The organism is Paucibacter soli, from assembly GCF_037482845.1.
In the GTDB taxonomy this organism is placed as follows: Bacteria; Pseudomonadota; Gammaproteobacteria; order Burkholderiales; family Burkholderiaceae_C; genus Paucibacter_B; species Paucibacter_B soli.
Map to the genome: position 1 here is coordinate 47,095 of NZ_JBBHJW010000001.1, position 22,515 is coordinate 69,609.

The 22,515-nt window shown below is 68.5% G+C and carries 18 protein-coding genes; 4 read left to right on the plus strand and 14 right to left on the minus strand.

The window, feature by feature from the left end; all coding sequences use genetic code 11:
* From WG898_RS00255 to WG898_RS00285, 7 genes are read right to left on the minus strand one after another with little or no spacing between them, the layout of a single operon-like run.
* Window positions 1-1,566, minus strand: coding sequence for a thymidine phosphorylase family protein (locus WG898_RS00255; RefSeq protein WP_339600780.1), 1,566 nt, complete (start codon window positions 1,564-1,566; stop codon window positions 1-3).
* A gap of 9 nt (window positions 1,567-1,575) precedes the next feature.
* A complete protein-coding gene (locus tag WG898_RS00260; protein ID WP_339600781.1) occupies window positions 1,576-2,307 on the minus strand; it encodes a lysophospholipid acyltransferase family protein in 732 nt (243 codons plus the stop codon).
* A 1-nt stretch (window position 2,308) separates the two neighbouring features.
* Window positions 2,309-3,640, minus strand: a complete 1,332-nt coding sequence (locus WG898_RS00265; protein ID WP_339600782.1) for a dihydroorotase — start codon at window positions 3,638-3,640, stop codon at window positions 2,309-2,311.
* Window positions 3,637-4,599, minus strand: coding sequence for an aspartate carbamoyltransferase catalytic subunit (locus tag WG898_RS00270; protein ID WP_285230977.1), 963 nt, complete (start codon window positions 4,597-4,599; stop codon window positions 3,637-3,639). The genes WG898_RS00265 and WG898_RS00270 overlap by 4 nt, the downstream gene beginning before the upstream one ends.
* Window positions 4,599-5,099, minus strand: coding sequence for a bifunctional pyr operon transcriptional regulator/uracil phosphoribosyltransferase PyrR (gene pyrR, locus WG898_RS00275; RefSeq protein ID WP_339600783.1), 501 nt, complete (start codon window positions 5,097-5,099; stop codon window positions 4,599-4,601). Before pyrR ends, WG898_RS00270 begins: the two co-directional genes overlap by 1 nt.
* Window positions 5,096-5,524 carry a Holliday junction resolvase RuvX gene (gene ruvX, locus WG898_RS00280; protein WP_339600784.1) on the minus strand — a complete coding sequence of 143 codons (429 nt, stop codon included), beginning with the start codon at window positions 5,522-5,524 and terminating at the stop codon, window positions 5,096-5,098. Before ruvX ends, pyrR begins: the two co-directional genes overlap by 4 nt.
* Entirely contained in the window at window positions 5,521-6,099 is a 579-nt protein-coding gene (locus tag WG898_RS00285) for a YqgE/AlgH family protein (protein ID WP_339600785.1), read from the minus strand. Before WG898_RS00285 ends, ruvX begins: the two co-directional genes overlap by 4 nt.
* A gap of 32 nt (window positions 6,100-6,131) precedes the next feature.
* Here WG898_RS00285 and WG898_RS00290 point away from each other — a divergent pair, with 32 nt between their 5' ends.
* Window positions 6,132-7,580, plus strand: a complete 1,449-nt coding sequence (locus WG898_RS00290) for a cryptochrome/photolyase family protein (protein ID WP_339600786.1) — start codon at window positions 6,132-6,134, stop codon at window positions 7,578-7,580.
* Between the two features lie 32 nt (window positions 7,581-7,612).
* Here the strand turns inward: WG898_RS00290 and WG898_RS00295 are convergent, their stop codons facing one another.
* From WG898_RS00295 to WG898_RS00325, 7 genes are all read right to left on the minus strand, one after another.
* Window positions 7,613-8,599 (minus strand): GGDEF domain-containing protein, encoded by a 987-nt coding sequence (locus WG898_RS00295; RefSeq protein ID WP_339600787.1) that lies wholly within the window; start codon window positions 8,597-8,599, stop codon window positions 7,613-7,615.
* Between the two features lie 78 nt (window positions 8,600-8,677).
* The gene (locus WG898_RS00300; protein ID WP_339600788.1) at window positions 8,678-14,650 is read right to left on the minus strand and encodes a hybrid sensor histidine kinase/response regulator; all 5,973 of its coding nucleotides are present in this window, start codon (window positions 14,648-14,650) and stop codon (window positions 8,678-8,680) included.
* A 55-nt stretch (window positions 14,651-14,705) separates the two neighbouring features.
* Window positions 14,706-16,991: a methyl-accepting chemotaxis protein gene (locus WG898_RS00305; protein WP_339600789.1), complete on the minus strand. Its 2,286-nt coding sequence runs from the start codon at window positions 16,989-16,991 to the stop codon at window positions 14,706-14,708.
* 57 nt (window positions 16,992-17,048) lie between these two features.
* Window positions 17,049-17,579 (minus strand): chemotaxis protein CheW, encoded by a 531-nt coding sequence (locus WG898_RS00310; RefSeq protein ID WP_339600790.1) that lies wholly within the window; start codon window positions 17,577-17,579, stop codon window positions 17,049-17,051.
* A gap of 2 nt (window positions 17,580-17,581) precedes the next feature.
* Window positions 17,582-17,947, minus strand: a complete 366-nt coding sequence (locus WG898_RS00315) for a response regulator (RefSeq protein WP_339600791.1) — start codon at window positions 17,945-17,947, stop codon at window positions 17,582-17,584.
* A 63-nt stretch (window positions 17,948-18,010) separates the two neighbouring features.
* Window positions 18,011-18,403, minus strand: coding sequence for a response regulator (locus WG898_RS00320; RefSeq protein ID WP_339600792.1), 393 nt, complete (start codon window positions 18,401-18,403; stop codon window positions 18,011-18,013).
* Window positions 18,404-18,467: 64 nt separating this feature from the next.
* The gene (locus tag WG898_RS00325; protein ID WP_133604594.1) at window positions 18,468-18,620 is read right to left on the minus strand and encodes a rubredoxin; all 153 of its coding nucleotides are present in this window, start codon (window positions 18,618-18,620) and stop codon (window positions 18,468-18,470) included.
* A 211-nt stretch (window positions 18,621-18,831) separates the two neighbouring features.
* Between WG898_RS00325 and thiD the strand changes: the two genes are divergently transcribed.
* Genes thiD through mpl form a run of 3 tightly spaced genes read left to right on the plus strand, consistent with a single transcriptional unit; the run spans window position 18,832 to window position 22,495 of the window.
* Window positions 18,832-19,797 carry a bifunctional hydroxymethylpyrimidine kinase/phosphomethylpyrimidine kinase gene (thiD, locus tag WG898_RS00330; protein ID WP_339600793.1) on the plus strand — a complete coding sequence of 322 codons (966 nt, stop codon included), beginning with the start codon at window positions 18,832-18,834 and terminating at the stop codon, window positions 19,795-19,797.
* Between the two features lie 25 nt (window positions 19,798-19,822).
* Window positions 19,823-21,109 (plus strand): glutamate-1-semialdehyde 2,1-aminomutase, encoded by a 1,287-nt coding sequence (hemL, locus tag WG898_RS00335; protein ID WP_339600794.1) that lies wholly within the window; start codon window positions 19,823-19,825, stop codon window positions 21,107-21,109.
* A gap of 9 nt (window positions 21,110-21,118) precedes the next feature.
* Window positions 21,119-22,495, plus strand: coding sequence for a UDP-N-acetylmuramate:L-alanyl-gamma-D-glutamyl-meso-diaminopimelate ligase (mpl, locus tag WG898_RS00340; RefSeq protein WP_339600795.1), 1,377 nt, complete (start codon window positions 21,119-21,121; stop codon window positions 22,493-22,495).
* Window positions 22,496-22,515 lie beyond the last annotated feature (20 nt).

Below are 22,515 nucleotides of genomic sequence, written 5' to 3' on the forward strand. Positions count from 1 at the left end.
CTAGATGGAATACAGGGAGCCGCTCGCGAACTCGTGCGGCAATTGTTCGGCGGCGCCGATGCGGCAGCCCGGGTCCTTCTGCGCATGGCTGAGGGCGAACCGGAGATCGGCGTCGAACTGGGCGTAGATGCGGTAGAGCGGCTCGCCCTTGGCGACCGGATCGCCCAGCTTCTTCAAGAGATCCAGGCCCGCGCCGGGCACCTGGGGCGCACCGGCCAGGCGCGCAATGCGGGCGATGCGCAGATTGTCCAGCGCCACCAGCACGCCGTCGGCCTCGGCCAGCACCTCGGCCTGCAGGCTGCCCACCTGGGGCGGCGCCGCGCGACGCCCCTGCGCGTCGACGATGGCGTTCATCTGCGCCAGCGCCCGGCCAGAGTCGAGGATGTCGCGCGCGATCTGGTAGCCCTGGCCGCCGCGCACATCGGGGTCGAACTCGATCATGCGCCCGGCCAGGCGCAAGGCCTTCTGGCGCAGATCCTGCGGCGCGGCGGGGTCGCCCTGCAGCACCTGCATCACGTCGCGCGCCTCCAGCACCGGGCCGATGCCGCGGCCGATCGGCTGGCGGCCATCGGACAGCACCACGTCCAGCTGCAGGCGCAGATGGCCGGCCACATATTCAAACAGCTTCTTCAGGCGCTGCGCCTCGGCCATCGAGCGCACCTTGGCACTCGGGCCCACCGGAATGTCCAGCACCAGATGGGTGGAGCCGGCGGCGATCTTCTTGGACAGGATCGAGGCCACCATCTGGCCGGGCGAATCGATCGACAGCGGCCGCTCCACCGAGATCAGGATGTCGTCGGCGGGCGAGAGTTCGGCGGTGCCACCCCAGGCCAGGCAGGCATGGGTGTCGCGCACGATGCTCACCATGCGCTCGAAGCCCAGCTCGACCTCGGCCAGCACCTCCATGGTGTCGGCCGTGCCGGCCGGCGAGGTGATGGCGCGCGAGCTGGTCTTGGGGCACAACATGCCATGAGCCGCGGCGATCGGCACCACCAACATGGAGGTACGGTTGCCGGGAATGCCGCCGATGCAATGCTTGTCCACCACCAGGCCATGACCGACCTCGCGCTGCCAGTCGAGCTTGCGGCCCACCGCGATCATGGCCTCGGTGAGGTGCAGCACCTCCTCGCGGTCCAGCTCGTACTGGTTGGTAGCCACCACGAAGGCGGCCAGCTCGATCTTGGAATAGCGCGCCTGGGCGACGTCGCGGATGATGGCAAAAAGCTCGTCCTTGGAGAGGCGCTCGCCATTGATCTTGCGATGCAGGGCGGCGATCGAGCCGGGCGGCTCGGCATGCGAGATGCTGGCCAGGTGGCCCTCGTCCACCGCCAGGCGCGCGAACGCATCCTCGCTCACGCCCAGCTCGCAGGCGCTGACGATGCGCTCGTCGTCCACCACATTGAGCACCGCCAGAATGGTCTGGCCTTCATGGCCGTTGTGGGCGTGGATCTCCACCTTGGCCAGGGCCTGGAAGCCCGCCGCCCGCACCACCGGGCAGTCGCGGTGCAGATAGGCCACGTTCTCGCGCCAGGTGTCGATGCCGACGCGCCGGATTTGCAGGTTCATGCGCCGACTTTAGACCAGTCGCGCCGCGATCGTCTCACGCACATGCTCGGCCAGCGCGCGCCGATCGGCATGCGCGGTCTCCATCGCCGGCAGGATCTGCACCGCAATGCCCAGGCCGCGGGCGCTGGCAATCGCCCACAGGCTCTGCAGCAGCGTCATGTCGCCGATATAGCGTGCCGCGCTACTGAAGCGTTCGCCCGGCTCGTGCCAGCGCAGCACCAGGGGCTGGACGGGGATCTCGGTAGCGATGGCCGCCTGCAGCAGATTGCCATGGAAGGGCAGCAACTCGGGGCCGGCGCCGGTGGTGCCCTCGGGGAACACCGCCACGGTGTCGCCGGCCTTGAGCGCCTCGGCGGTCTGGTGCACCACGCGCAGCGCATCGCGCTTGCTGGCGCGCTCGATGAAGAGCGTGCCAACGCCGGCAGTGAGCGCACCCACCACGGGCCAATGCTTCACATCCGCCTTGGAGACGAAGCGCGCCTCGGGCAGCACCGCATGCACGGCGGCGATGTCCAGCCAGGACACATGGTTGGCGAGCAGCAGCTTGGCGCCGGGCCGCGGCGATCCGGTGCATGCCAGGCGTACGCCCAGCAGCTTCAACAACTGGCCCGACCAGCGCTTCACATGGGCATGGCGCGCGGCCTGGTCCAGGCTGCCGAACAGCAGCTTGATGAGCAGCAACCCCCACAGCACATGCAGGACCATGCGCAGCAGCCGCCAGGCGGCAATCAGGCTGCGCATCTCAAGCGCTAGCTTGCGTGGCTGGGTGGGCGGCTTCGTGCGCGATATGGCCGGCCACCACCGTGTAGCGCACCCGCGCCGGCAGCTCGAAGCCGGTGATCTCGAAGGCGAACGGCGTGTGCTTGCCCTGGCTCACCAGGCGCTCGGGCGTCACCGCCCAATGCTCGCCCGGATCGAAGATGCACAGATCGGCCACGCCGCCGTCCACCAGGCGGCCGGCGCTGGCCGCCAGCGAACCCAGCGCCGAGCCCAGCACGCGCACCGGCTCGCAGCTCACCACCGCGAGCGCCCGTGCCAGCGGCTGGCCCTCGTCATGAGCCCATTTCAGCGCCAGGCTCAGGAGCAGCTCCAGGCCGGTGGCGCCGGGCATGGCCTCGGCGAAGGGCAAGGTCTTCTCGTCGCTCTCCACCGGCATGTGGTCGCTCACCAGCGCGTCCAGGGTGCCGTCGGCCAGCCCGGCGCGCAGTGCGGCGCGGTCGCGGCCCTGGCGCAGCGGCGGGTTCAGGCGCATCGCCGGGTTGAAGTAGCCGATGTCCACGTCGGTGAGGTGCAAGGAGTTGATCGACACATCCGCCGTGACGGGCAGCCCTTCCCGCTTCGCGGCCCGTACCAACTCCACACCTGCAGCGCTCGAGAGCCGGCACAGGTGCACGCGCGCGCCGGTGGCGCGCATCAGCTCGAAAATGGTGTGCAGGGCCACGGTCTCGGCCGTCACCGGCACGCCGGCCAGACCCAGGCGCGTGGCCACGGCGCCGCTGGCCGCCACACCACCGCCCAGCCAGGGGTCCATGGGATGCAACCAGACCGTGTAGTCGAAGGTGGCGGCGTATTGCAGCGCGCGCGTCATGAATTGGTTGTTCTTGATCGGCTGCTCGGCCTGCGAGAAGCCCACGCAGCCGGCCTCGGTGAGCTCGGCCATCTCGGTGAGGGTCTCGCCGGCCAGGCCGCGCGTCAGCGCGCCGAGCGGGAACAGCCGGCACAGGCTGAGCTTGCGGGCGCGGAACTTGAGCATCTCCACCAGGCCGGGCTCGTCCAGCGCGGGGTCGGTGTCGGGCGGACAGACCAGGCTGGTGACGCCACCGGCGGCGGCGGCGTTGAGCTCGCTCTCCAACATACCTTTTTGCTCCAGACCGGGTTCGCGCAGGCGCGCCGCCAGGTCCACCAGGCCGGGTGCCACGATCAGGCCGCTGGCGTCGATGACGCGCCGGGCCTCGAAGTCACCCGCCACATCGCCCAGCCCGACGATGCGGCCGGCTGCGATCGCCACATCGCCGATGCGGTCCAGGCCCGAGGCCGGGTCGACCAGGCGGCCGTTCTTGATGAGGATCTTCATGCTTCGTTTCCGGCGAGTATGGACATCACGGCCATGCGCACCGCGATACCGAAGGTCACTTGGGGCAGGATCACGCTCTGGCCGCCATCGGCCACGCTGGAGGCGATCTCGACGCCGCGGTTGATCGGGCCCGGGTGCATCACGATGGCATCGGGCTTGGCGAGCGCCAGCTTCTCGGGCGTGAGGCCGAAGTTCTTGAAGAACTCGCCGGCGCTGGGCAGCATGGCGCCGCTCATGCGCTCGTTCTGCAGACGCAGCATGATGATCACGTCGGCGTCGCGCACACCCTCGGCCATGTCGTGGCAGACGCGCACGCCCATCTCGCGCAGATCGCCCGGCACCAGGGTCTTGGGGCCGACCGCGCGGATCTCCGGCACGCCCAGGATGTTGAGGGCATGGATGTCGGAACGGGCCACGCGCGAGTGCACGATGTCGCCCACGATGGCCACCGTCAGATTGCGGAAGTCCTTCTTGTAGTGGCGGATCGTGTACATGTCCAGCAGGCCCTGGGTCGGATGCGCATGGCGTCCGTCACCGGCGTTCACCACATGCACATGCGGGGCGCAATGCTGGGCAATCAGATAGGGCGCGCCCGATTCGCTGTGGCGCACCACGAACATGTCGGCATGCATGGCGGAAAGATTCGCCACAGTGTCCAAGAGGGTCTCGCCCTTGGCGGTGCTGGAGCGCGCGATGTCCAGGTTGATGACGTCGGCCGAGAGCCGCTTGGCGGCGATCTCGAAGGTGGTGCGGGTGCGCGTGCTGTTCTCGAAGAACAGGTTGAAGACCGACTTGCCGCGCAGCAGCGGCACCTTCTTCACGTCGCGGTCGTTCACCGAGAGGAAGGTGCCGGCGGTGTCGAGGATCTGGTGGATGGTGGCCTGCGGCAGGCCCTCGATGGAGAGCAGGTGCACCAGCTCGCCATGCTTGTTGAGTTGGGGATTGCGTTTGCTAAGCATCAGTCTGCCTTCACGTCAAAGCTGAAGCGGCCGGACTCGTCACGCGCCAGGCGCAGGCGCTGCGCCGCGGCCAGGTTCACGCGCGCGGCCGAAAAGGCCGGCTCGATCGGCAGTTCGCGGCCGCCACGGTCCACCAGCACCGCCAGCGTCACGCTGGCCGGGCGGCCGAAGTCGAACAGCTCGTTGATGACCGCGCGCGTGGTGCGGCCGGTGTAGAGCACATCGTCGATCAAGAGGATATGGCGGCCCTCCACCTCGAAGGGCAGCTTGGTATGGTCGGCGCTGGCCGACATGCCCTTGGAGCCGAAGTCGTCGCGGTGCAGGGAGCTGGAGATCACGCCGACGCGCCCCCCCAGCCCCAGATCGGCGCCCAGGCGTTCGGCCAGCCAGGCGCCGCCCGACCAGATGCCCACCAGCACGGTGTCCGCCTGCAACAGCCTGCTGACGCCCTTCAAGAGGTCGGCGTACAGCGCCTCGGCGTCAAGTAAGAGAGTGCTCATGATGATGAATGCTCGCGAAAGAATTGTTCCAGGATCAGCGCGGCGGCGGCCGAGTCCACATCGCGCGCGCCCTGGGCCTCGGCCTCGACGCTGGTGTAGCGCTCGTCCACCTCGTAGATGGGCAGGCGGAAGCGCCCCTTGAGCTGGCGGCCGAAGCGGCGCGCCGCCAGGGTCATCTCATGCTCGGCGCCATCGGGGTGGAAGGGCACGCCGATCACCAGCGCGTCGGGCTGCCATTCCTTGATGAGCTTCTCGATCGCCGCGAAGCGCTGGGCATCGCCGTCGGCGGCGATATGGCGCAGCGCCTCGGCGGACTTGAGAAAGGCATTGCCGGTGGCCACGCCGATGCGGCGGGTGCCGAAATCGAATGCCAACAGGGACTGAGGAGGAGTTCGGGCCGGGGTTCGCAGCACGGCCGGGCTCATGCGTGGCCGGCCTCTTGGCTCAGCATGCGCGGGTCTATGCCCAGCAATCCGAGCGCCTTCTCGTAGCGCTGCTCCACCGGCGTGTCGAAGATGATCTCGGGCGCGGCGTCCACATTGAGCCAGCCGTTGCGGCCGATTTCCTCTTCCAGCTGGCCGGCGGCCCAGCCGCTATAGCCCAGCGTGATGAGCAGGCGCTTGGGGCCGGCGCCGTTGGAGAGCGCCTCCAGCACGTCGCGGCTGGTGGTCATCTCCAGGCCGCCGGGCACCGCCAGGGTGGCGTTGTAGTGGCCGCCCTGCGCATCCAGCGGCTCGTGCAGCACGAAGCCGCGCTCGGTCTGCACCGGGCCGCCATAGAACACCGGGCGGGCCGCCAGATCCTCGTCATCCAGGCTCAGCTCGACCTTTTCGAACAGATTGCCCAGGGTCAGCGAGATCGGCTTGTTGATCACCAGACCCAGCGCGCCCTTCTCGTTGTGCTCGCACATATAGACCACCGAACCGGCAAAGCTGTCGTCCAGCATGCCCGGCATGGCGATCAGGAATTGGTTGGTGAGGTCGATGCGGGCCTTGGACATGGGGGCATTTTATTTCATCGACACTCGCGCCCATGGAAAAGATCCATCGACGTGCGCTGGTCTGGTTCCGCCGCGATCTGCGCGCCGACGACCATGCCGCGCTCTGCCACGCCCTGCGCAGCAGCCAGGAGGTGCTGTGCGCCTTCGTGCTGGACCGCGAAATCCTCGACGCCCTGCCGCGCGCCGACCGCCGCGTCGAGTTCATCCTCGACGCGCTGACGGCGCTGGACGAGCAGCTGGCCGCGCTGCGGCCGGGCGCGGGCCTGATCGTGCGCCACGCCGTGGCGCGCGCGGAGCTGCCCAGGCTGGCGGCCGAGCTGGGCGTGGACGCGGTGTTCTGCAACCACGACGACGAACCCCAGGCCCTGGCCCGCGACGCCGCCGTCAAGCAGGCCCTGCTGGCCCAGGGCGTGGCCTTCTTCAGCCACAAGGACCATGTGATCTTCGAGCGCAGCGAGATCCTCACCGGCGCGGGCAAGCCCTACGCTGTGTTCACACCCTACAAAAACGCCTGGCTGCGCCGCCTGGACGATGCCCAGCTGCGCAGCCACCCGGTGGCGCCTCACGCCGGCGCATTGGCGCCTTGCACGCGCGGGGTGCCCGGCCTGCACGAGATCGGTTTTGTGCCGGCCGGCCTGCCGGAGCAGCTGCGCGGCGGCAGCCGTGGCGCGGCGCGGCTGTTCGATGAATTCCTGGCGCGCATGGACCGGTACGACCGCACGCGCGACTTTCCCGCCCTCAAGGGCCCCAGCTACCTCAGCGCCCATCTGCGCTTCGGCACCATCTCGATACGCCGGCTGGCGCGCACGGCCCATGCGCGCATGCAGGGCGGCGACCATGGCGCCGAGGTCTGGCTCTCCGAGCTGATCTGGCGCGACTTCTACCACCAGCTGATGCACCACCACCCGCAGGTGGTGGAGCGCGCCTTCCGGCCCGAGTACGAACTGATCGAATGGGAGCGGGGCGCGGCCGCCGAGGCCCTGTTCACCGCCTGGTGCGAGGGCCGCACCGGCTATCCCATCGTCGATGCGGCGATGCTGCAGCTCAGGCAGACCGGCTATATGCACAACCGCCTGCGCATGGTGGCGGCGAGCTTTCTGATCAAGGACTTGGGGCTGGACTGGCGCTGGGGCGAGCGCTATTTCGCGCAGCTGCTGCTTGACTTCGACCTCGCCGCCAACAACGGTGGCTGGCAATGGGCGGCCTCCAGCGGCTGCGATGCCCAGCCCTATTTCCGCATCTTCAACCCGGTCAGCCAGAGCGAGAAATTCGATGCCGAGGGGCGCTTCATCAAGCGCTACCTGCCGCAGCTGGCCAAGCTGCCACCCAAGCTGATCCATGCGCCCTGGCGGGCCAGCCCGGCGGAATTGCAGGCCTGCGGCCTGCACCTGGGGCGCGACTACCCGACGCCCATCGTGCACCACAACGAGGCCCGCACACGCACCCTGCTGCGCTACGCGGTGGTCAAGTCGCGGCCATGAGGGCGGCTTGAAGCGGCGTCATCGCCACAGCCTCAGAACAACTCCATGTCGCTGAGCTGTTCGACCTCGGTCATCTGGCCGCTCTGCACCAGCACCGCATGGCTTTGCACCTGATTGCGGCCGTTCGCCTTGGCGTGATAGACGGCCTTGTCGGCACGCTCGAAGGCCATCGCCGGCGAATCGCCCAAGCGCACCTGGGTAAAGCCCACGCTGACGGTGATCTGGCCCACCTGCGGAAACTGGTAGCTCTCGGTGTTGTGGCGCAGGCGTTCGAAGGCATGGGCCGCGTCGGTCTCATCCTCGCAGCGCATCAGCACCACAAACTCCTCGCCACCGAAGCGGTAGAGCAAGTCGTGGAAGCGGAAACTGTTGCGCATCAGGCGCGACAGCAGCAGCAGCACCTCGTCGCCAATCAGGTGGCCGAAGCGGTCATTCACCGACTTGAAATGGTCGATGTCGACCACACCGATCCAGTAGCGCGGTTGGCCGTCCTCGTGACGCCGTTCGCCCTCGGCATGGACCTGTCCTTCCTCATGCGCGCGCGGTAGCTCCCCCACGGCCTTGAGAAAGCTCTCGTCGAAGGTCTTGCGATTCAGCAGGCCGGTCAGCGTGTCGCGCTCGCTGTAGTCCAGCAGGCCCTGGAAGTTGTGATAGATGCGCAGGATGCCACCCACCATGCGCTGATCGGCCGTCTTGAGCTTCTCGGCGGTGCTGATCTCAAGCACACCGACCACCTCGCGGTCGGTTGCGAGTGGAAACAGCGTGGTCCACCGACCGCCCTCATGGAACTGCATCACGCCGCGTTGGTGCATGCAATCCAGGCGTTTGGGATGGTCCTCGGCGCGCGGCAACTTGTCCGGATCGGCCCAGAGCGAATCGGCGCTGGCCACCGCATCGCCGGCGGCCAGCCGGGCCCGCGTGACCCAGCGTTGCTGCCCCACGTCGCCCACGCAGCGGAAGATCGCCACCGAGCAAGGCTCCAGCATGTCGCGCAGGGCCGACACCAGGGTGACGTCCATGACGTCACGGTCCCGGAATCCGGTCAGTTCCGCAAGGTGATCAACGACTTCCGACATAGCGCCCAGCCTCCCATCGCTTTATACGGTAAGCAACCGGGCAGTGTAGCGGGCGATCAGGCTCAGCAGCAGCTCTTCGTCATAGGGCTTGCCCAGGTAGTCATCGACGCCAAGCTGGTGTGCATAGTCGCGATGCTTCTGCGCAATGCGCGAGGTGATCATGATGACAGGCAGCTCGGCCAGACGGCTGTCGGCGCGCAGATTGCGCACCAGATCGAAACCGTCCATGCGCGGCATCTCGATGTCGGTAAGCACCACCGCGGGCAATTCCTCCTCGGCCAGGCGCTCCATCGCTTCCAGCCCGTCCTTGGCCAGGTGCACGCGGTAGCCCTCGCGCTCCAGCAGGCGCTGGGTGACGCGGCGCACCGTGAGCGAGTCATCCACCACCAGCACCAGCGGTGCGAGTGCCTCGGCGGCCGCCATGCTGGCCGCCGGCGTGCCTGCCGCTGCCTGATCAAGCGCATGGCGCGCCGCGGCCTGGGCCTGGGCACCGTAGCGATTCGCCAGCGCCACCGGGTTGTAGATCAGCGCGACTTCGCCCGAGGCCAACAGGCTGATGCCCGCCAGGCCCGGCACATGCACCAGCTGCGGCCCAAGGTTCTTGACCACGACTTCCTGGTTGCCCAAGACCTCGTCCACATGCACGGCCAGACGCTGGTGAGCGCTGCGCACAAACGCAACCGGCAGGGTCTTGCCATGCGGCATGCCGCGCTCGCTCTGCTTCATCAGGCCGCCCAGCCAGTAGAAGGGGAAGCGCTCGCCGCCCAGCACCAGCTCGCCGGTCTCGTAGGCCTGCTCGACCTGGGCCGGGCTGATGCGCTGCACCGATTCCATCAGGCTGGCGGGCACCGCCACCGATTGCTCGCCATAGCGCAGCACCACCACCTGGGTGAGCGCGGTGGTGAGCGGCACGCGCAGCTCGAAGGCCGCACCCTGCCCCGGCGTGGAATGCAGATCGATATAGCCGCCCAGGGTGTTGACCTCGGCGCGCACCACGTCCATGCCAACGCCGCGGCCGGCCAGCTCGGTGATCTCGGTGGCGGTGGAGAAGCCGGGCGCGAAGATCAGCTGCATCAGCGCCTCGTCACTGGGCGTGGCATCGGGCTGGATCAGGCCCTGCTTGAGCCCGCGCTCGCGGATGCGCGCCAGGTCCAGGCCGCGTCCATCGTCACGCACCGTGATAACGACCTCGTTGCCCTCCTGGGCGAGCTGGACCTGGATGGTGCCCAGCTCGGGCTTGCCCTTGGCAACGCGCTCCACCGGCGGCTCTATGCCGTGCATCACGCTGTTGCGCAAGAGATGCTCGAAGGAACCCACCAAGCGCTCCAGCACGCTGCGGTCCAGCTCGACCTGGGCGCCGTTCACCAGCAGCTGCACCTGCTTGCCGGTCTCGCGCGCGGCCAGGCGCACCACCCGGTGCATGCGCTCGCTGAGGCTGTCGAACTCGACCATGCGGGTGCGCAGCAGGTCGTCCTGCAGTTCGCGCGTCAGGCGCGACTGCGCCGCCAGCTCGTCTTCGCCGGTCTGCACATTGCGCTGCAGGCTGCGCTGCACCGTGGCCACGTCGTTGACCGACTCGGCCAGCATGCGCGTGAGTTCCTGGAAGCGCGTGTAGCGATCGAACTCGAGCGGGTCGAAATCCTTGGCCGCATGCTTGGCGGCCTCTTCCTGCGCGCCCATCTGGGCCTCGGCCTGCAGCTCCAGCTCGCGCAGCTGGCTGCGCAGGCGGTCCAGGTTGTCGTCCAGATCGAGCAGGGCGCCCTTCATCTGCCCCAGCTCGGACTCCAGGCGCGCGCGCCGGATGCTGACCTCGCCGGCCTGTGCGGCCATACGCTCCAGCAGTGCGCCGCGCACCCGCACCAGCGCCTGGGCGCCGCCCAGTCCGCCGTCGCCGCCCAGCCCGCTGTCGCTGGGCTGCAGTTGGCTGAAGCGCGACCAGTCGATCTGCGCCGCGGCCGGGCCGCTGTCGACGACTTCGGCGACTTCGGCGGTTTCAGCGAGCGGCACGACTTCCGCGTGCGGTGCATCGGCTGGCGGCAGCTCCGGCTCGGGCTGCGCCACCGGCTTGGGCGCGAGCCGCGCCTGCTTAAGGGTATCGAAGGCATGCTCGAGCGCATCGCCCTGCTCCTGCAGGGCACGCACCTCCGCGGCCTCGGCCTGGCCCTGGTGCAGCAAGGCCTCGATGGCGGACTCGAGCAAATGCGCCGCCTCGCCCAGACGCATTGCGCCGGTCAGGCGCGCACCGCCCTTGAAGGTATGCAGGGCGCGCATGCAGGCACCGGCACGGCCGACATCGCCAGGGTGCGCCATCCAGTCGCGCAGGCCGGCCTGCAGATCGCGCAGCAGGTCGGGCGCTTCTTCCTCGAAGATCGGGAACAGCTCGTCGTCGATCTGGTCGGGCAGGCCCACCTCGAAGTCGTCCGCTGCGCGCGGGATCGGCAGGGCCGGCGGCTCGCTGAGCTCGTCTTCCGGCAGTTCGGAGGGCAGCGACTCCACCATGTCCTCGGGCGGCGGCTGGTAAGCCTGCAGGCGCGCCGTCAGGTCGCCCTCGACGTTCTTCAGGAAACCGGCCGCGAACTGGTGCAGCAGGCGGCGGATCTCTTCCGCCGCATCGTTGAACAAGCGTGCCTCGTCGGCGCCCAAGCGGCGCACCTGGGCGGCGCGTTCCAGCGCATGTTCCAGCGCACGCGCCAGCGCCGAGAGCTCGTCGAAGCCCACCGTGCCGGCATTGCCGGCCAGCGCATGGGCCAGCGGTTCGCAGCTGGCGGGCAGGCCTGCGCCCAGGTCCAGGGCCCATTCCGACAGCTCGGTGCAAAGCCGGCGCGAGAGCTCATCCGCCTCGTTGAGGAAGATGTTGAACAGGGTAATGCTGATGCGCAGCGGGCCGATCAGCTTGACGCCCTCGTCGGACGCGGGCTCGGCCTCGTCCAATGCGATCGGCTCGGCGGCGGCCTCCACATCGGTGCCGCCCACCAGTTCGAGGCTGGGTGCCAGCAGCTCGGACTCGGGCAGGGGTTCATCGGCCGGCTCGGGCTCGGGCTCGGGCTCGGGCTCGGGAGCAGCTGCCGGCTCGGGCTCCGGCTCGGTCACGGCCGGCAGCTCCAGTGCGCCCAGGTCCAGCGTTAGCTCCTCGTCCGGCGGCGGCAGCGCCGGCGCCGGCGCCGCGGGCTCCTCGCCCAGATCCAGCTTGAGCTCGAACTCGGGCAGCTCGAAATCGGCGCTCACCGAGGCCGCCGCGGCCGGCAGGTCCAGATTCAGCTCCAGGCCCAGCATTTCGGTCTCGGCATGCGAGAGCTCGGCCACCTCGACGATGGGCAGCAGCTCGGTATCCACATGCTGATCGGGCTCCGCTTCCGCCGGCGGCACGCTGGCGGGCACCTCGGGCAGCTCGATCGGCAGCTCCAGCACCGGCTCCAGCGCAGCTTCCACGGCAGGCTCGGCGGCCGCCGCGCCCAGGGGCAGCAGGCGCTGCTCCAGTCGCATCGCGTCGGCGCTGGTGCGCAAGACCTCGGCGTGGTGGCTGACGGGCGCCTTGGCGGCGATCTCGGCGCTCCAGGCGGCCAGATAGTCCAGGGCCTGCCGGCTCAGGCTCAGCAGCGCGGCGTCCGCCACGCCCTGTTCGCCCAGGCGCGCGTTGTAGAGCTGCTCGAAGGCCCATGCGCCCTCGCCAAACTCCTTCAGCCCGACCATGCGCGAGCTGCCCTTCAGGGTATGGAAGGCGCGGCGCACATTGGTCAGCTGCTCGCGGTTGGCGGCGTCGAGCTCCAGCTCGGCCAGCGCCACGCGCGCATTCGCCAGCACCTCGGTGGCCTCCTCGAGGAAGATCTCCAGCATTTCCTCGTCGACGATCTCCGGCGCCGGCGCGCCGGCCGCGACCGGCGCCACCGCTGCAGGCACATGCACGGCAAGGAAGTCGTTGAGCGATTGCGCCGCCTGGGCACGCGCTTCCTCGCTCTCACTGGGTCCAGCGGGTTCAGCGGACACGGTGGGCTCGGCCGGCTCGGTAAGTTCCACCGTCAGCGGCAGGGCCGAGGTATCGCCCGGCTCCTCGAGCAGGCGCTGCGCCGACTGCGCGGCGTTCGCCAGCGCGGTTTCGTCCGCCGCACGCGCCTGCAGGGTCAGGCGTTCGAGGTCGCGTGCCAGCTCGGCCTGCGGGCGCTCGCCCTCGGCCACGGCTTGTGCCGCCGCCTGCACCTGGGCCAGCAGGCTGGGCTCGCTGGCCACCGGCTTGCTGAGACGCTCGCGTCCCACCGCGGAGATCAGGCTGCCGCTGGCTTCGTCGAAGCGGAACATGCGCTTGGCCAGCTGCGGCTGCACGCTCAGCATGTCGATCAGAAAGCCCAGCGCGCCGAGATTGCTGGCCAGGCGCTCGAACTGCTCGCGCGGGCCCGAGCGGCTCGGGTCGACCTCGGTATTGGCCAGCTCGTCGATCTGGTCGCGCATGCGCACGCAGGTCAGCGCGCCCTGGTCCACGCCCAGCACCGAGAACACGCCGCGCATCGCGCCGAGCTGGTTGGGCACCGGGATCAGCAGTTGGCGCTGCGAAGGGTCGCGGAAATACTCGTCCACCTGGCGCTCGACCTCGGAGAGGCTGCTGCGCAGCTCGTGCACCACGCTGCCCAGGGTCTGGCGGTCCGAGACGCGGCGGTACAGGTCCTCCATCCAGGCTTCCAGCGGCGCCGCGGGCTCGCCGCGCGAGGCCGCCTCGACGCGCCTTGCCAGCCGGATCACGCGCTCGGCCTGATCGGGGTGGTCGAAGGCCTCGTCGTCCAACGCCGCTTCTACATAGAGCAGGCTGGTGGCGATCTCCATCGCCAGCGTAGGCTCGGGCGGCTTGCCCGAGCGCAGCGTGGCCACCACGGCGCGGCGCAGGGTCTGGCCCAGCACCTCGCCGCTGGGGAAGAGGCGCTCGATCGAGTCGCCCACCGCAGCAAACTGCTCGTCCAGCCCTGCCAGGCGGTGGCTCTCGCCCTCCGCCGCCGAGGACCAGGACTCCTTGGCCTGCGCCACGCGCTTGCGCGCCTGCGACACCCAGCTGGGATCGATATGGCCGAGGCTGTCGTCTTCGTAATCGGTCGGGCCTTCGCCCTCGTTCAGCGCATAGGCCCGGCGCACCGCCAGCAGGCGCGGCGCATGCTGGCTCGCGGCCGGCGCCTCGGCCTGGCTGCAGAAGAACAGCAGGTCCTGCGCCAGGCGCTCGGACACCGCCGCATCGCCCTGCGCGCCCGCGCGCAGCTGCGCCAGCAGGCGCGAGCCCAGGCGCTTCACCAGCGCATCGATCTTCAGCAGACCCAGGGCCTGGGCCTCGAAATGAGCGGCCGCCAGCGCCCACAGGCTGCGACCATGGGCACCCGGCTGGGTCTGCGCCAGGCCGGCACATAGATCGCTCAGATGCTGAGCATGCTGGGGCGACGGAGCGCGCATCTGCTTGAGCAGGGTCGCTTCGAAGCCGGCGCGCGCCTGCTCGGAACTCAGGGCCGGAGCCTGGGCATCGGCCGGCAGCTCGCGCCAGCTCCATTCCTGCTGCGCCAGATCGGCCGGGTGGATGCGCTCCACGCCGTTGAGCTGCTGCAGCGCGCGGTAGCTGGGGAACAGCGCCAGCGTGCTGGTCTTGTTGCCGGCCAGCAGCTTGGCGATCAGCGAGAGCAGCGCAAAGTCGGCGCGCTCCACCGCCTGCACGCTGGGCGGATCCACATTCACCGGGTCGAGTGCCAGGCGCTCCACCGCCTGCTCGGCGGCCCGCAAGACCAGCGCGCCGGCGGGCAGGCCCACCAGCGAGAGCACGCCCGCGAGCTGGTGCAACTGCGCCGCGGCGGCCTGCAGGGGTTGGCTGGGTTGCGTCTCCAGGCCCAGCGCCGTGACACGCGCATCGGCCTCGCGCAGCGCGCGCCGCAGCGTCTTGTGCACGGACTCCAGCGAGCGGCGCAACTCCTCCTGCACCCAGGCCAGCGGGCTGAGGTCGGGCGGAAACTCGGAATCTCGCGAGAAGTCCATGCCGGGTCTGCCTTTGACTTTTCTCTGTCTATCGTTCGATGCTCAGCGCGGGCGCTCAGCCGACCTTGAACCGCGCCACCGACTGCTTCAAGGCATCGGCCGAGCGCGACAGCTCGTGCACCATCTGGGCGGTGGAGCGCGTGCCCTCACCGGTCTGTTCGGTCACCGCAAAAATATGCTGGATGTTCGAGGCCACCTCGTTGGCCGAATGCGCCTCGCTGAGCGCCTGGTTCGAAATGCGGGCGATCAACTCGTCCAGCCGGCGCGACACCTCGTCGATCTCGTCCAGCGCCTTGCCGGCCGCATCGGACAGCTTGGTACCCTGCACCACCCCCAGCGTGGAACGCTCCATGGCGGCCACCGCGTCGTGGGTGTCGGTCTGAATCGTCTTCACCAGCGCGGCAATGCGGCGTGTCGCGTCGCCCGAGCGTTCCGCCAGGCGCTGCACTTCTTCGGCCACCACCGAGAAACCGCGTCCCGCCTCGCCGGCCGAAGCCGCCTGGATGGCCGCGTTCAGCGCCAGCACATTGGTCTGCTCGGTAATGTCCGAGATCAGCTCGGTGATCTCACCGATTTCCTGCGAGCTCTCGCCAAGGCGCTTGATGCGCTTGGAGGTCTCCTGGATCTGCTCACGGATCGAGTTCATGCCGCCTATGGTGTTGGCCATGGCCTGCTTGCCGGTCTCGGCCACGGCACGCGACTGGCGCGCCACCTCGGCGGTTTCCTGCGCCTGCGCCGACACCTGGTTGATGCGCTCGGCCATCTGCAGCACCGCCTCGCCGGTGGCGCGGATCTCGTGCAGCTGTTCGGTCGAGGCGGCCAGCAGCTCGGTGGAGGTCTGGTCCACCAGGCCGGTGGTCTCGGTCACGCGGCCGGCGGTGGACTGCACCTGCGTCACCAAGAGGCGCAGCTCTTCCACCGTGTAGTTCACCGAGTCGGCGATCGCGCCGGTGATGTCCTCGGTCACCGTGGCCTGCTGCGTCAGGTCGCCCTCGGCGACCGACTGCAGCTCGTTCATGAGACGCAAAATCGCGGCCTGGTTGGCGTCGTTGACGCGCTTAGCCTCCTGCTCCTGCGCCTCGGCCTCGCGTTTTTGCGCCTCGGCCAGTTCGGCGCGCTGCGCCTGACCCGCCACATACAGGCGCAGAAAGCCCAAAGCGCCCACCACCAGGGCCGCCAGCGAGGCCAGCATCGCCACCAGCAGCGCAAAGCCCAGGCCGCCGGCCGATTCGAGCTGCTGGGCGATCTCGTCCAGGCCCTTGCGCAGCGCCTCGCTGTCGGTGAGGATCGCTGACTGCGCCTCGCGCGCCGCCACCAGGCCCTGCAGATTGCCCAGAATCGCCGAGGCTTCCTTGCGCGTCTGCTCGTACTGCGACAGCAGGGTCTTGAGGCGCTCCTTCAGCTGCGGGTCACGCGCGCCCTTCAGGCGCAGCTCGGGGTTGCCATTGATGAGGGCCTCGGTGATTTCGCGGAAGGAGTTCAGGTCCTTGCCGAGCAGGAACACGGCCTCCGGGCTCACGCCCTCCTGGGTCAGGAATTCGTTGGCGCTCTTGCCGATGCGCTGGGTCAGCATCACCAACTGGCCCGCGGCCGAGAGTTCGGCCGGCGAGCCGCCCTGCTGCAGCGACAGCGAGGCCACCGCCTCGGCGCTTTCCAGCAGGTCGGACGATTGGCGGTTGATGGTGCGCAGCGCCTTGCCCACCTGGGTCAGCACCTTCTCCTGCGCGATCACGGTCTTGCCGTTCTTCTCGGCGCGCTCGACCATGGGCGCGACGCTCTCAAGCGCCGGCTGCACGCTGCCGGGCGCGATCGCCAGCTCGCCTTCGCCGTTGCGCAGATTGCGCACCACGCTGCCCAGCACGCCGATGCTTTCCTTCAGCTCGGCAAAGGCGCCCACATTACCCACCAGGGCGGTGGACACCGACTTGGCCAGGCGCTGCGACTGCATCATGGCCTGGCCGGTGGCGCGCACCTGGGCCGCGCTGCGGTTCGCATTCACCAGGCTCAGCGCCACCGTGGTGGCGGTGCCAATCACGCCCACCACCACCAGAGCGGTGAACAGCTTCTGGCGGCGGCCGCGTTCCTCGGCCTTGGCCGGCATCAGCCCGGGCGCAGCGCTGATGGTGTCAGGCGCCGAGGCGGTGGACTGGAAGCCCGCATTGGTATCGACGAAGTCGGCCGCCACGTTGTCGGTCGGCAGTGCTTCGGAAATGATCGAGCTGGACTCGCTGCGCGGCCCCGCCTCGCCCGTGCCTGCCTGAGCATCCAGGGCGGTGGTCTCGCCGGCCTCCTGGCCTTCCGAGGTCGCGCCCAATTTCTTGATCTTGTCGAGGAAGCTCATCTCACCCTCATGTTGTCGGTTGAATGACGCAATGCCCACACCGGCTGGCGCCAGGCATCACACCACAATACGCAAGAACGGTTCGAACCTGGACAAGGCCTCCAGGTCTATCACCTGCCAATGCCGGCCCTCGGCGTCGCGCCTGAGCGCACCCGCAAAGGCCGGCCTAGGCGTCGCCGACGGCTCATCCGCCACCGGCTGCAACTGCTCGTCGCCGCGCAAGCCCAGCAGCTTGTCGACCAGCAGCGCGCAGTTGATATTGAGTTCGGGGTTGATCGAGACCAGGCGCTGCTGCGCCACATCGCCGCGCACGCCGGGTTCGCGCAGACCCAGAAAGGCGGCGAAATCCACCACCGTGTGCAGGCCGCCGCGCAGGTTCGCCACCCCCAGGGCCCAGGGCTCGGTGTAGGGCACGGGCTTGATGCTCACGGGCGTGAATATCTCGGCCGCCTGCTTGAGCGAGAACAGCAGCGCCACGCCGGCACATTCCACCGCCAGCCAGGAGGCCGCCTGCGGCGTTTCGCGCGCGGCCTGCATGCGCTGCGCGAGGCGTTGCTGGAGTTCGCGCAGTGCTTGCTTGTTGGCCATGCTCAGCCTAGCGCCTTGATCTTGGCCAGCAGCTCCTCGGACTTCACCGGCTTGACGACGTAGTCACGCGCGCCCTGGCGCATGCCCCAGACCTTGTCGGTCTCCTGGTTCTTGCTGGTGCACATGATCACCGGCACGTTGGCATAGCGCTCGTCGCGCGTGATCGCGCGGGTGAGCTGAAAGCCGTTCTGGCCCGGCATCACCACGTCCATCAGGATCAGGTCGGGCACTTCCTCTTCGAGGCGCCTGAAGGCTTCCTCACCGTTCTCGGCGGTGCGAACCACAAAGCCGCGCTTGCTCAGCATCTCGCTGAGCGCATGCAGCTCGGTCTTGGAATCATCGACCAGCAGAATCTTGTGTATCGTCATGTGGACTCCTCATCACGTCGCCTCTGTCGGGCATCTCACGTTGTCGCCTTCAGGTCTGGCGAATCAAGCGCCGCGTCGATGCATCTGCACCGCCTGCAGCAATTGGTCTTTGGTGAAGGGCTTGGTCAGGTAGTCCTGCGAGCCCACCATGCGGCCACGTGCCTTGTCGAACAGGCCGTCCTTGCTGGACAGCATGATCACCGGCACGCCGGCGAACTGCGGATTGCGCTTGATGATGGCGCAGGTCTGGTAACCGTCCAGGCGCGGCATCAGGATGTCGCAGAACACCAGATCGGGCTTGTAGTCGCTCAGCTTGGAAAGCGCGTCGAAGCCATCCTCGGCCAGCACCACCTCGTGGCCGCCCTGCTTGAGAAAGATCTCGGCGCTGCGGCGTATGGTGTTGCTGTCGTCGATGACGAGCACCTTGGTCGCTGCGCCAGGTGCTTGGGGAGCCATTGTGTCCAACCCTTGTTCTCCTCAGCGTATGGAAAGGGCAGAAAGAAGTTTCAAACCGGCCGCGTCAGATGCGGACCATCTCGAAGTCTTCCTTGCGTGCCCCGCATTCGGGGCAGGTCCAGTTCATGTCCACATCCGCCCATGCGGTACCCGGTGCGATGCCATGCTCTGGGTCGCCTGCGGCTTCGTCATAAATCCAGCCACAGATCAGGCACATCCAGGTACTAGCGTCGGTCACGGCGAATATGGTTTGCTCACTACAATGCGAAGATTGTAGCCATGCACCCCTTCTCGATCTTTCCGTCCCATTGAGCGAATAGGCACAGATGCAACAGGCTTTTCGGTGCTACGTCACGCCTGGCTGCAAGCCCTCCAAGACCGCGACGTGCTGACGTCCTCGCCCTCGGGTGAAACCCCAATCCCACTTCATGAGCAGCCCTGACCATTCCCCCGCCGAGACCGGCCAAGACGAGCAGGAGCAGCCCGCGCCCGCGTGCGTGATGAGCTTCAACGCCAGCGACCCCAGCGGCGCGGGCGGCATCGCCGGCGACGTGGCCACCATCGCGGCGATGGGCGCGCATGCACTGCCGGTGGTCACGGCCATCCTGCTGCGCGACACCGCCGAGGTGTTCGAGCAGCATGAGCTCGATGCCGACGTGATCGTCGAGCAGGCGCGCAGCATTCTGGAAGACGTGCCGGTGGCGGCCTGGAAGGTCGGTTTCCTGGGCAGCGCCGAGGGCGTGAGCGCCGTCGCCGAGGTGCTCAGTGATTACCCCGATGTACCGCTGGTGGCCTATCTGCCTGCCATCACCTGGCTCGACGAAGAGCAGCAGCAGAGCTATCTGGACGCCTTCCGCGAGCTGGTGCTGCCGCAGGCCCTGGTGCTGGTGGGAAACCACAAGACCCTCAGCGATTTCCTCTTGCCCGACTGGGACGCCGACCGCCCGGCCTCGCCGCGCGAGCTGGCGGTGGCCGCCGGCGAGCATGGCGCGGGCCATGTGCTGGTAACCGGCATCAGCCTGCCCAACCAGTTCGTCGACAACGTGCTGGCGAATCCGCAAGGCCCGATCACCGGCGAGAAATTCGAGCGCTTCGAGGTCGGCTTCGTGGGCGCGGGCGACACGCTCTCGGCCTCGCTGGCGGCGCTGCTGTCGGTGGGCTCCGAGGTCCACACCGCGGTGGGCGAGGCCCTGTCCTTCCTGGACCAGGCGCTGGACGCGGGCTTCCGCCCCGGCATGGGCAATGCCGTGCCCGACCGCTTCTTCTGGGCCATGCCGCCCGCCGAGGAGGGCGAAGAGGGCATGGAGGGCAGCCAGCCGCTGCTGCCCGACACCGAGCCCGGCGAGCTGATGGCCGACGAGCCGCCCGCGCGCGGCCCGCGCCGCATCCACTGAACCTATTCTTTCCTTCCTTCCTGCCATGAGTCAGAACCAAGCTCTGTTCGAGCGCGCGCAGCGCTCCATCCCCGGCGGCGTGAATTCGCCCGTGCGCGCATTTCGCGCGGTAGGTGGCACGCCCAGATTCATCCAGCGCGGCGAAGGTGCCTACATCATCGACGCCGAGGGCAAGCGCTACATCGACTACATCGGCTCCTGGGGCCCGATGATCCTCGGCCATGGCCACCCGGCGGTGCTGGAAGCGGTGCAGAAGGCGGCGCTGGACGGCTTCTCCTTCGGCGCGCCCACCGAGCGCGAGATCGAACTGGCCGAGGAAATCATCAAGCTGGTGCCCAGCATCGAGCAGGTGCGCCTGGTGAGCTCGGGCACCGAAGCGACGATGAGCGCGATCCGCCTGGCGCGCGGCGCCACCGGCCGCAGCAAGTTCATCAAGTTCGAGGGCTGCTACCACGGCCACACCGACGCCCTGCTGGTCAAGGCGGGGTCGGGTCTTGCCACCTTCGGCCACCCCACCAGCGCCGGCGTGCCCGAGGCGGTGGCGCAGCACACCCTGGTGCTCGAGTACAACAACGTCGCCCAACTCGAAGAGGCCTTCGCCCTGCATGGCAAGGAGCTGGCCTGCGTGATCATCGAGCCGATCGCCGGCAATATGAATTTCGTGCGCGCAGCGCTGCCCTTCGTGAAGCGCCTGCGCGAGCTCTGCAGCGAGCATGGCGCGCTGCTGGTGTTCGACGAGGTGATGACGGGCTTCCGCGTTGGCTTGCACAGCGCCCAGGGCCATTACGCCCGCCTGCTGCCCGGCTTCAAGCCCGACGTCAGCGTGTTCGGCAAGGTCATCGGTGGCGGCATGCCGCTGGCCGCCTTCGGCGCCAGCCGCGAGATCATGAAGCAGCTCGCGCCGCTGGGCCCGGTCTACCAGGCCGGCACGCTGTCGGGCAATCCGGTAGCTACCGCCTGCGGCCTGGCGACCCTGCGCGAGATCCAGAAGCCCGGTTTCTTCGAAGCGCTGAGCACCAAGACGCGCAGCCTGGTGGACGGCCTGGCGGCCGTGGCCAGGGACAACGGCGTGCCCTTCAGCGTCGATTGCGAGGGCGGCATGTTCGGCTTCTTCCTGATGCCCGAACTGCCGCAGAACTACCAGACCGTGATGAGCACCGACAACGCACGCTTCAACGCCTTCTTCCACGGCATGCTGGACGGCGGCGTCTACCTGGCGCCGGCGCTCTACGAAGCCGGCTTCGTGAGCGCGGCGCACAGCGAGGCCGACATCCAGGCGACCTTGCAGGCCGCGCGCGCCGCGCTGCGCTGAGCCGCCGCCATGCATATCCACATCCTGGGCATCTGCGGCACTTTCATGGGCGGCCTGGCCGCCCTCGCCCGCGAGGCCGGCCACCGCGTCACCGGCTGCGACGTCAATGTCTACCCGCCCATGTCGGAGCAGTTGCAGGCCCTGGGCATCGAATTGATCCAGGGCTTCGGCGCCGAACAGCTGGAGCTCAAGCCCGATCTTTATGTGATCGGCAATGTGGTGACACGCTCCAGCGAGGGCCGCTTCCCGCTCATGGAAGCCATCATGGACCGGGGCCTGCCCTATACCAGCGGCCCCGAATGGCTGGCCAGCCATGTGCTGCAGGGCCGCCATGTGCTGGCGGTGGCGGGCACGCATGGCAAGACCACGACCACCTCGATGCTGGCATGGATACTGGAGCATGCCGGCCTGCAGCCGGGCTTTCTGGTGGGCGGGGTGCCGCAGAACTTCGGCGTCTCGGCGCGCCTGGGTGCGGGTACTTGTTTCGTTATCGAGGCGGACGAATACGACACCGCCTTCTTCGACAAGCGCAGCAAGTTCGTGCATTACCGGCCGCGCACTGCCATCCTCAACAACCTTGAGTTCGACCACGCCGACATCTTTGCCGACCTGGCCTCCATCGAGACGCAGTTCCACCACCTGGTGCGCACCGTGCCGGCGAGTGGCCGCGTGATCGTGAACGCGCGCGAGGAGGCCTTGCAGCGCGTGCTGGCACGCGGCTGCTGGAGCGAGCTGCAGCGTTTCGGCGCGCGCAAGGAAGAGCCCGGTGCGCTGCGCGCGCGCGGCGAGCCGCAGGCCTTCGACGTGCTGCGCGGCAGCCTCAAGGTGGCGCGTGTGGAATGGGCGCTGCTGGGCGAGCACAACCAGCTCAACGCGCTGGCGGCGATGGCCGCGGCCGAGCATGTGGGCGTGACGCCCGAGCAATCGGCCGCCGCGCTGGCGAGTTTTCAGAACGTGCGCCGGCGCCTCGAGCTGCGCGGTGAAGCCATGGGCGTGAGGGTTTATGACGACTTCGCCCACCACCCCACCGCGATCCGCACCACGGTGAACGGCCTGCGCCGCAAGATCGCGCCGAGCGAGCGCATCCTGGCGGTGTTCGAGCCGCGCTCCAACACCATGAAGCTGGGCACCATGAAGGCGCAGCTGCCCTGGGCCCTGGAAGAGGCCGATCTGAGCTTCTGCAACCAGGCCGGCCTGAGCTGGGACGCCAGGGAGGCGCTCGCGCCGATGGGCGCGCAAGCCGTGATCGGCAGCGACGTCGAGGCCCTGGTGGCCGCGGTGGCGAAGGCCGCCAGGCCCGGCGACCATGTGCTATGCATGAGCAACGGCGGCTTCGGCGGCATCCACGAGAAGCTGCTGGCGGCGCTGGCCTTGAAGGGCGGCTGAACCGGGCGCCGGCCCGCTAC

Bases quoted from the DNA above. Each gene is read 5' to 3' on its own strand.
- WG898_RS00255 (WP_339600780.1), bottom strand. From the start codon at position 1,566: ATGAACCTGCAAATCCGGCGCGTCGGCATCGACACCTGGCGCGAGAAC.
- WG898_RS00260 (WP_339600781.1), bottom strand. From the start codon at position 2,307: ATGCGCAGCCTGATTGCCGCCTGGCGGCTGCTGCGCATGGTCCTGCAT.
- WG898_RS00265 (WP_339600782.1), bottom strand. From the start codon at position 3,640: ATGAAGATCCTCATCAAGAACGGCCGCCTGGTCGACCCGGCCTCGGGC.
- WG898_RS00270 (WP_285230977.1), bottom strand. From the start codon at position 4,599: ATGCTTAGCAAACGCAATCCCCAACTCAACAAGCATGGCGAGCTGGTG.
- pyrR (WP_339600783.1), bottom strand. From the start codon at position 5,099: ATGAGCACTCTCTTACTTGACGCCGAGGCGCTGTACGCCGACCTCTTG.
- ruvX (WP_339600784.1), bottom strand. From the start codon at position 5,524: ATGAGCCCGGCCGTGCTGCGAACCCCGGCCCGAACTCCTCCTCAGTCC.
- WG898_RS00285 (WP_339600785.1), bottom strand. From the start codon at position 6,099: ATGTCCAAGGCCCGCATCGACCTCACCAACCAATTCCTGATCGCCATG.
- WG898_RS00290 (WP_339600786.1), top strand. From the start codon at position 6,132: ATGGAAAAGATCCATCGACGTGCGCTGGTCTGGTTCCGCCGCGATCTG.
- WG898_RS00295 (WP_339600787.1), bottom strand. From the start codon at position 8,599: ATGGACGTCACCCTGGTGTCGGCCCTGCGCGACATGCTGGAGCCTTGC.
- WG898_RS00300 (WP_339600788.1), bottom strand. From the start codon at position 14,650: ATGGACTTCTCGCGAGATTCCGAGTTTCCGCCCGACCTCAGCCCGCTG.
- WG898_RS00305 (WP_339600789.1), bottom strand. From the start codon at position 16,991: ATGAGCTTCCTCGACAAGATCAAGAAATTGGGCGCGACCTCGGAAGGC.
- WG898_RS00310 (WP_339600790.1), bottom strand. From the start codon at position 17,579: ATGGCCAACAAGCAAGCACTGCGCGAACTCCAGCAACGCCTCGCGCAG.
- WG898_RS00315 (WP_339600791.1), bottom strand. From the start codon at position 17,947: ATGACGATACACAAGATTCTGCTGGTCGATGATTCCAAGACCGAGCTG.
- WG898_RS00320 (WP_339600792.1), bottom strand. From the start codon at position 18,403: ATGGCTCCCCAAGCACCTGGCGCAGCGACCAAGGTGCTCGTCATCGAC.
- WG898_RS00325 (WP_133604594.1), bottom strand. From the start codon at position 18,620: ATGTGCCTGATCTGTGGCTGGATTTATGACGAAGCCGCAGGCGACCCA.
- thiD (WP_339600793.1), top strand. From the start codon at position 18,832: ATGAGCAGCCCTGACCATTCCCCCGCCGAGACCGGCCAAGACGAGCAG.
- hemL (WP_339600794.1), top strand. From the start codon at position 19,823: ATGAGTCAGAACCAAGCTCTGTTCGAGCGCGCGCAGCGCTCCATCCCC.
- mpl (WP_339600795.1), top strand. From the start codon at position 21,119: ATGCATATCCACATCCTGGGCATCTGCGGCACTTTCATGGGCGGCCTG.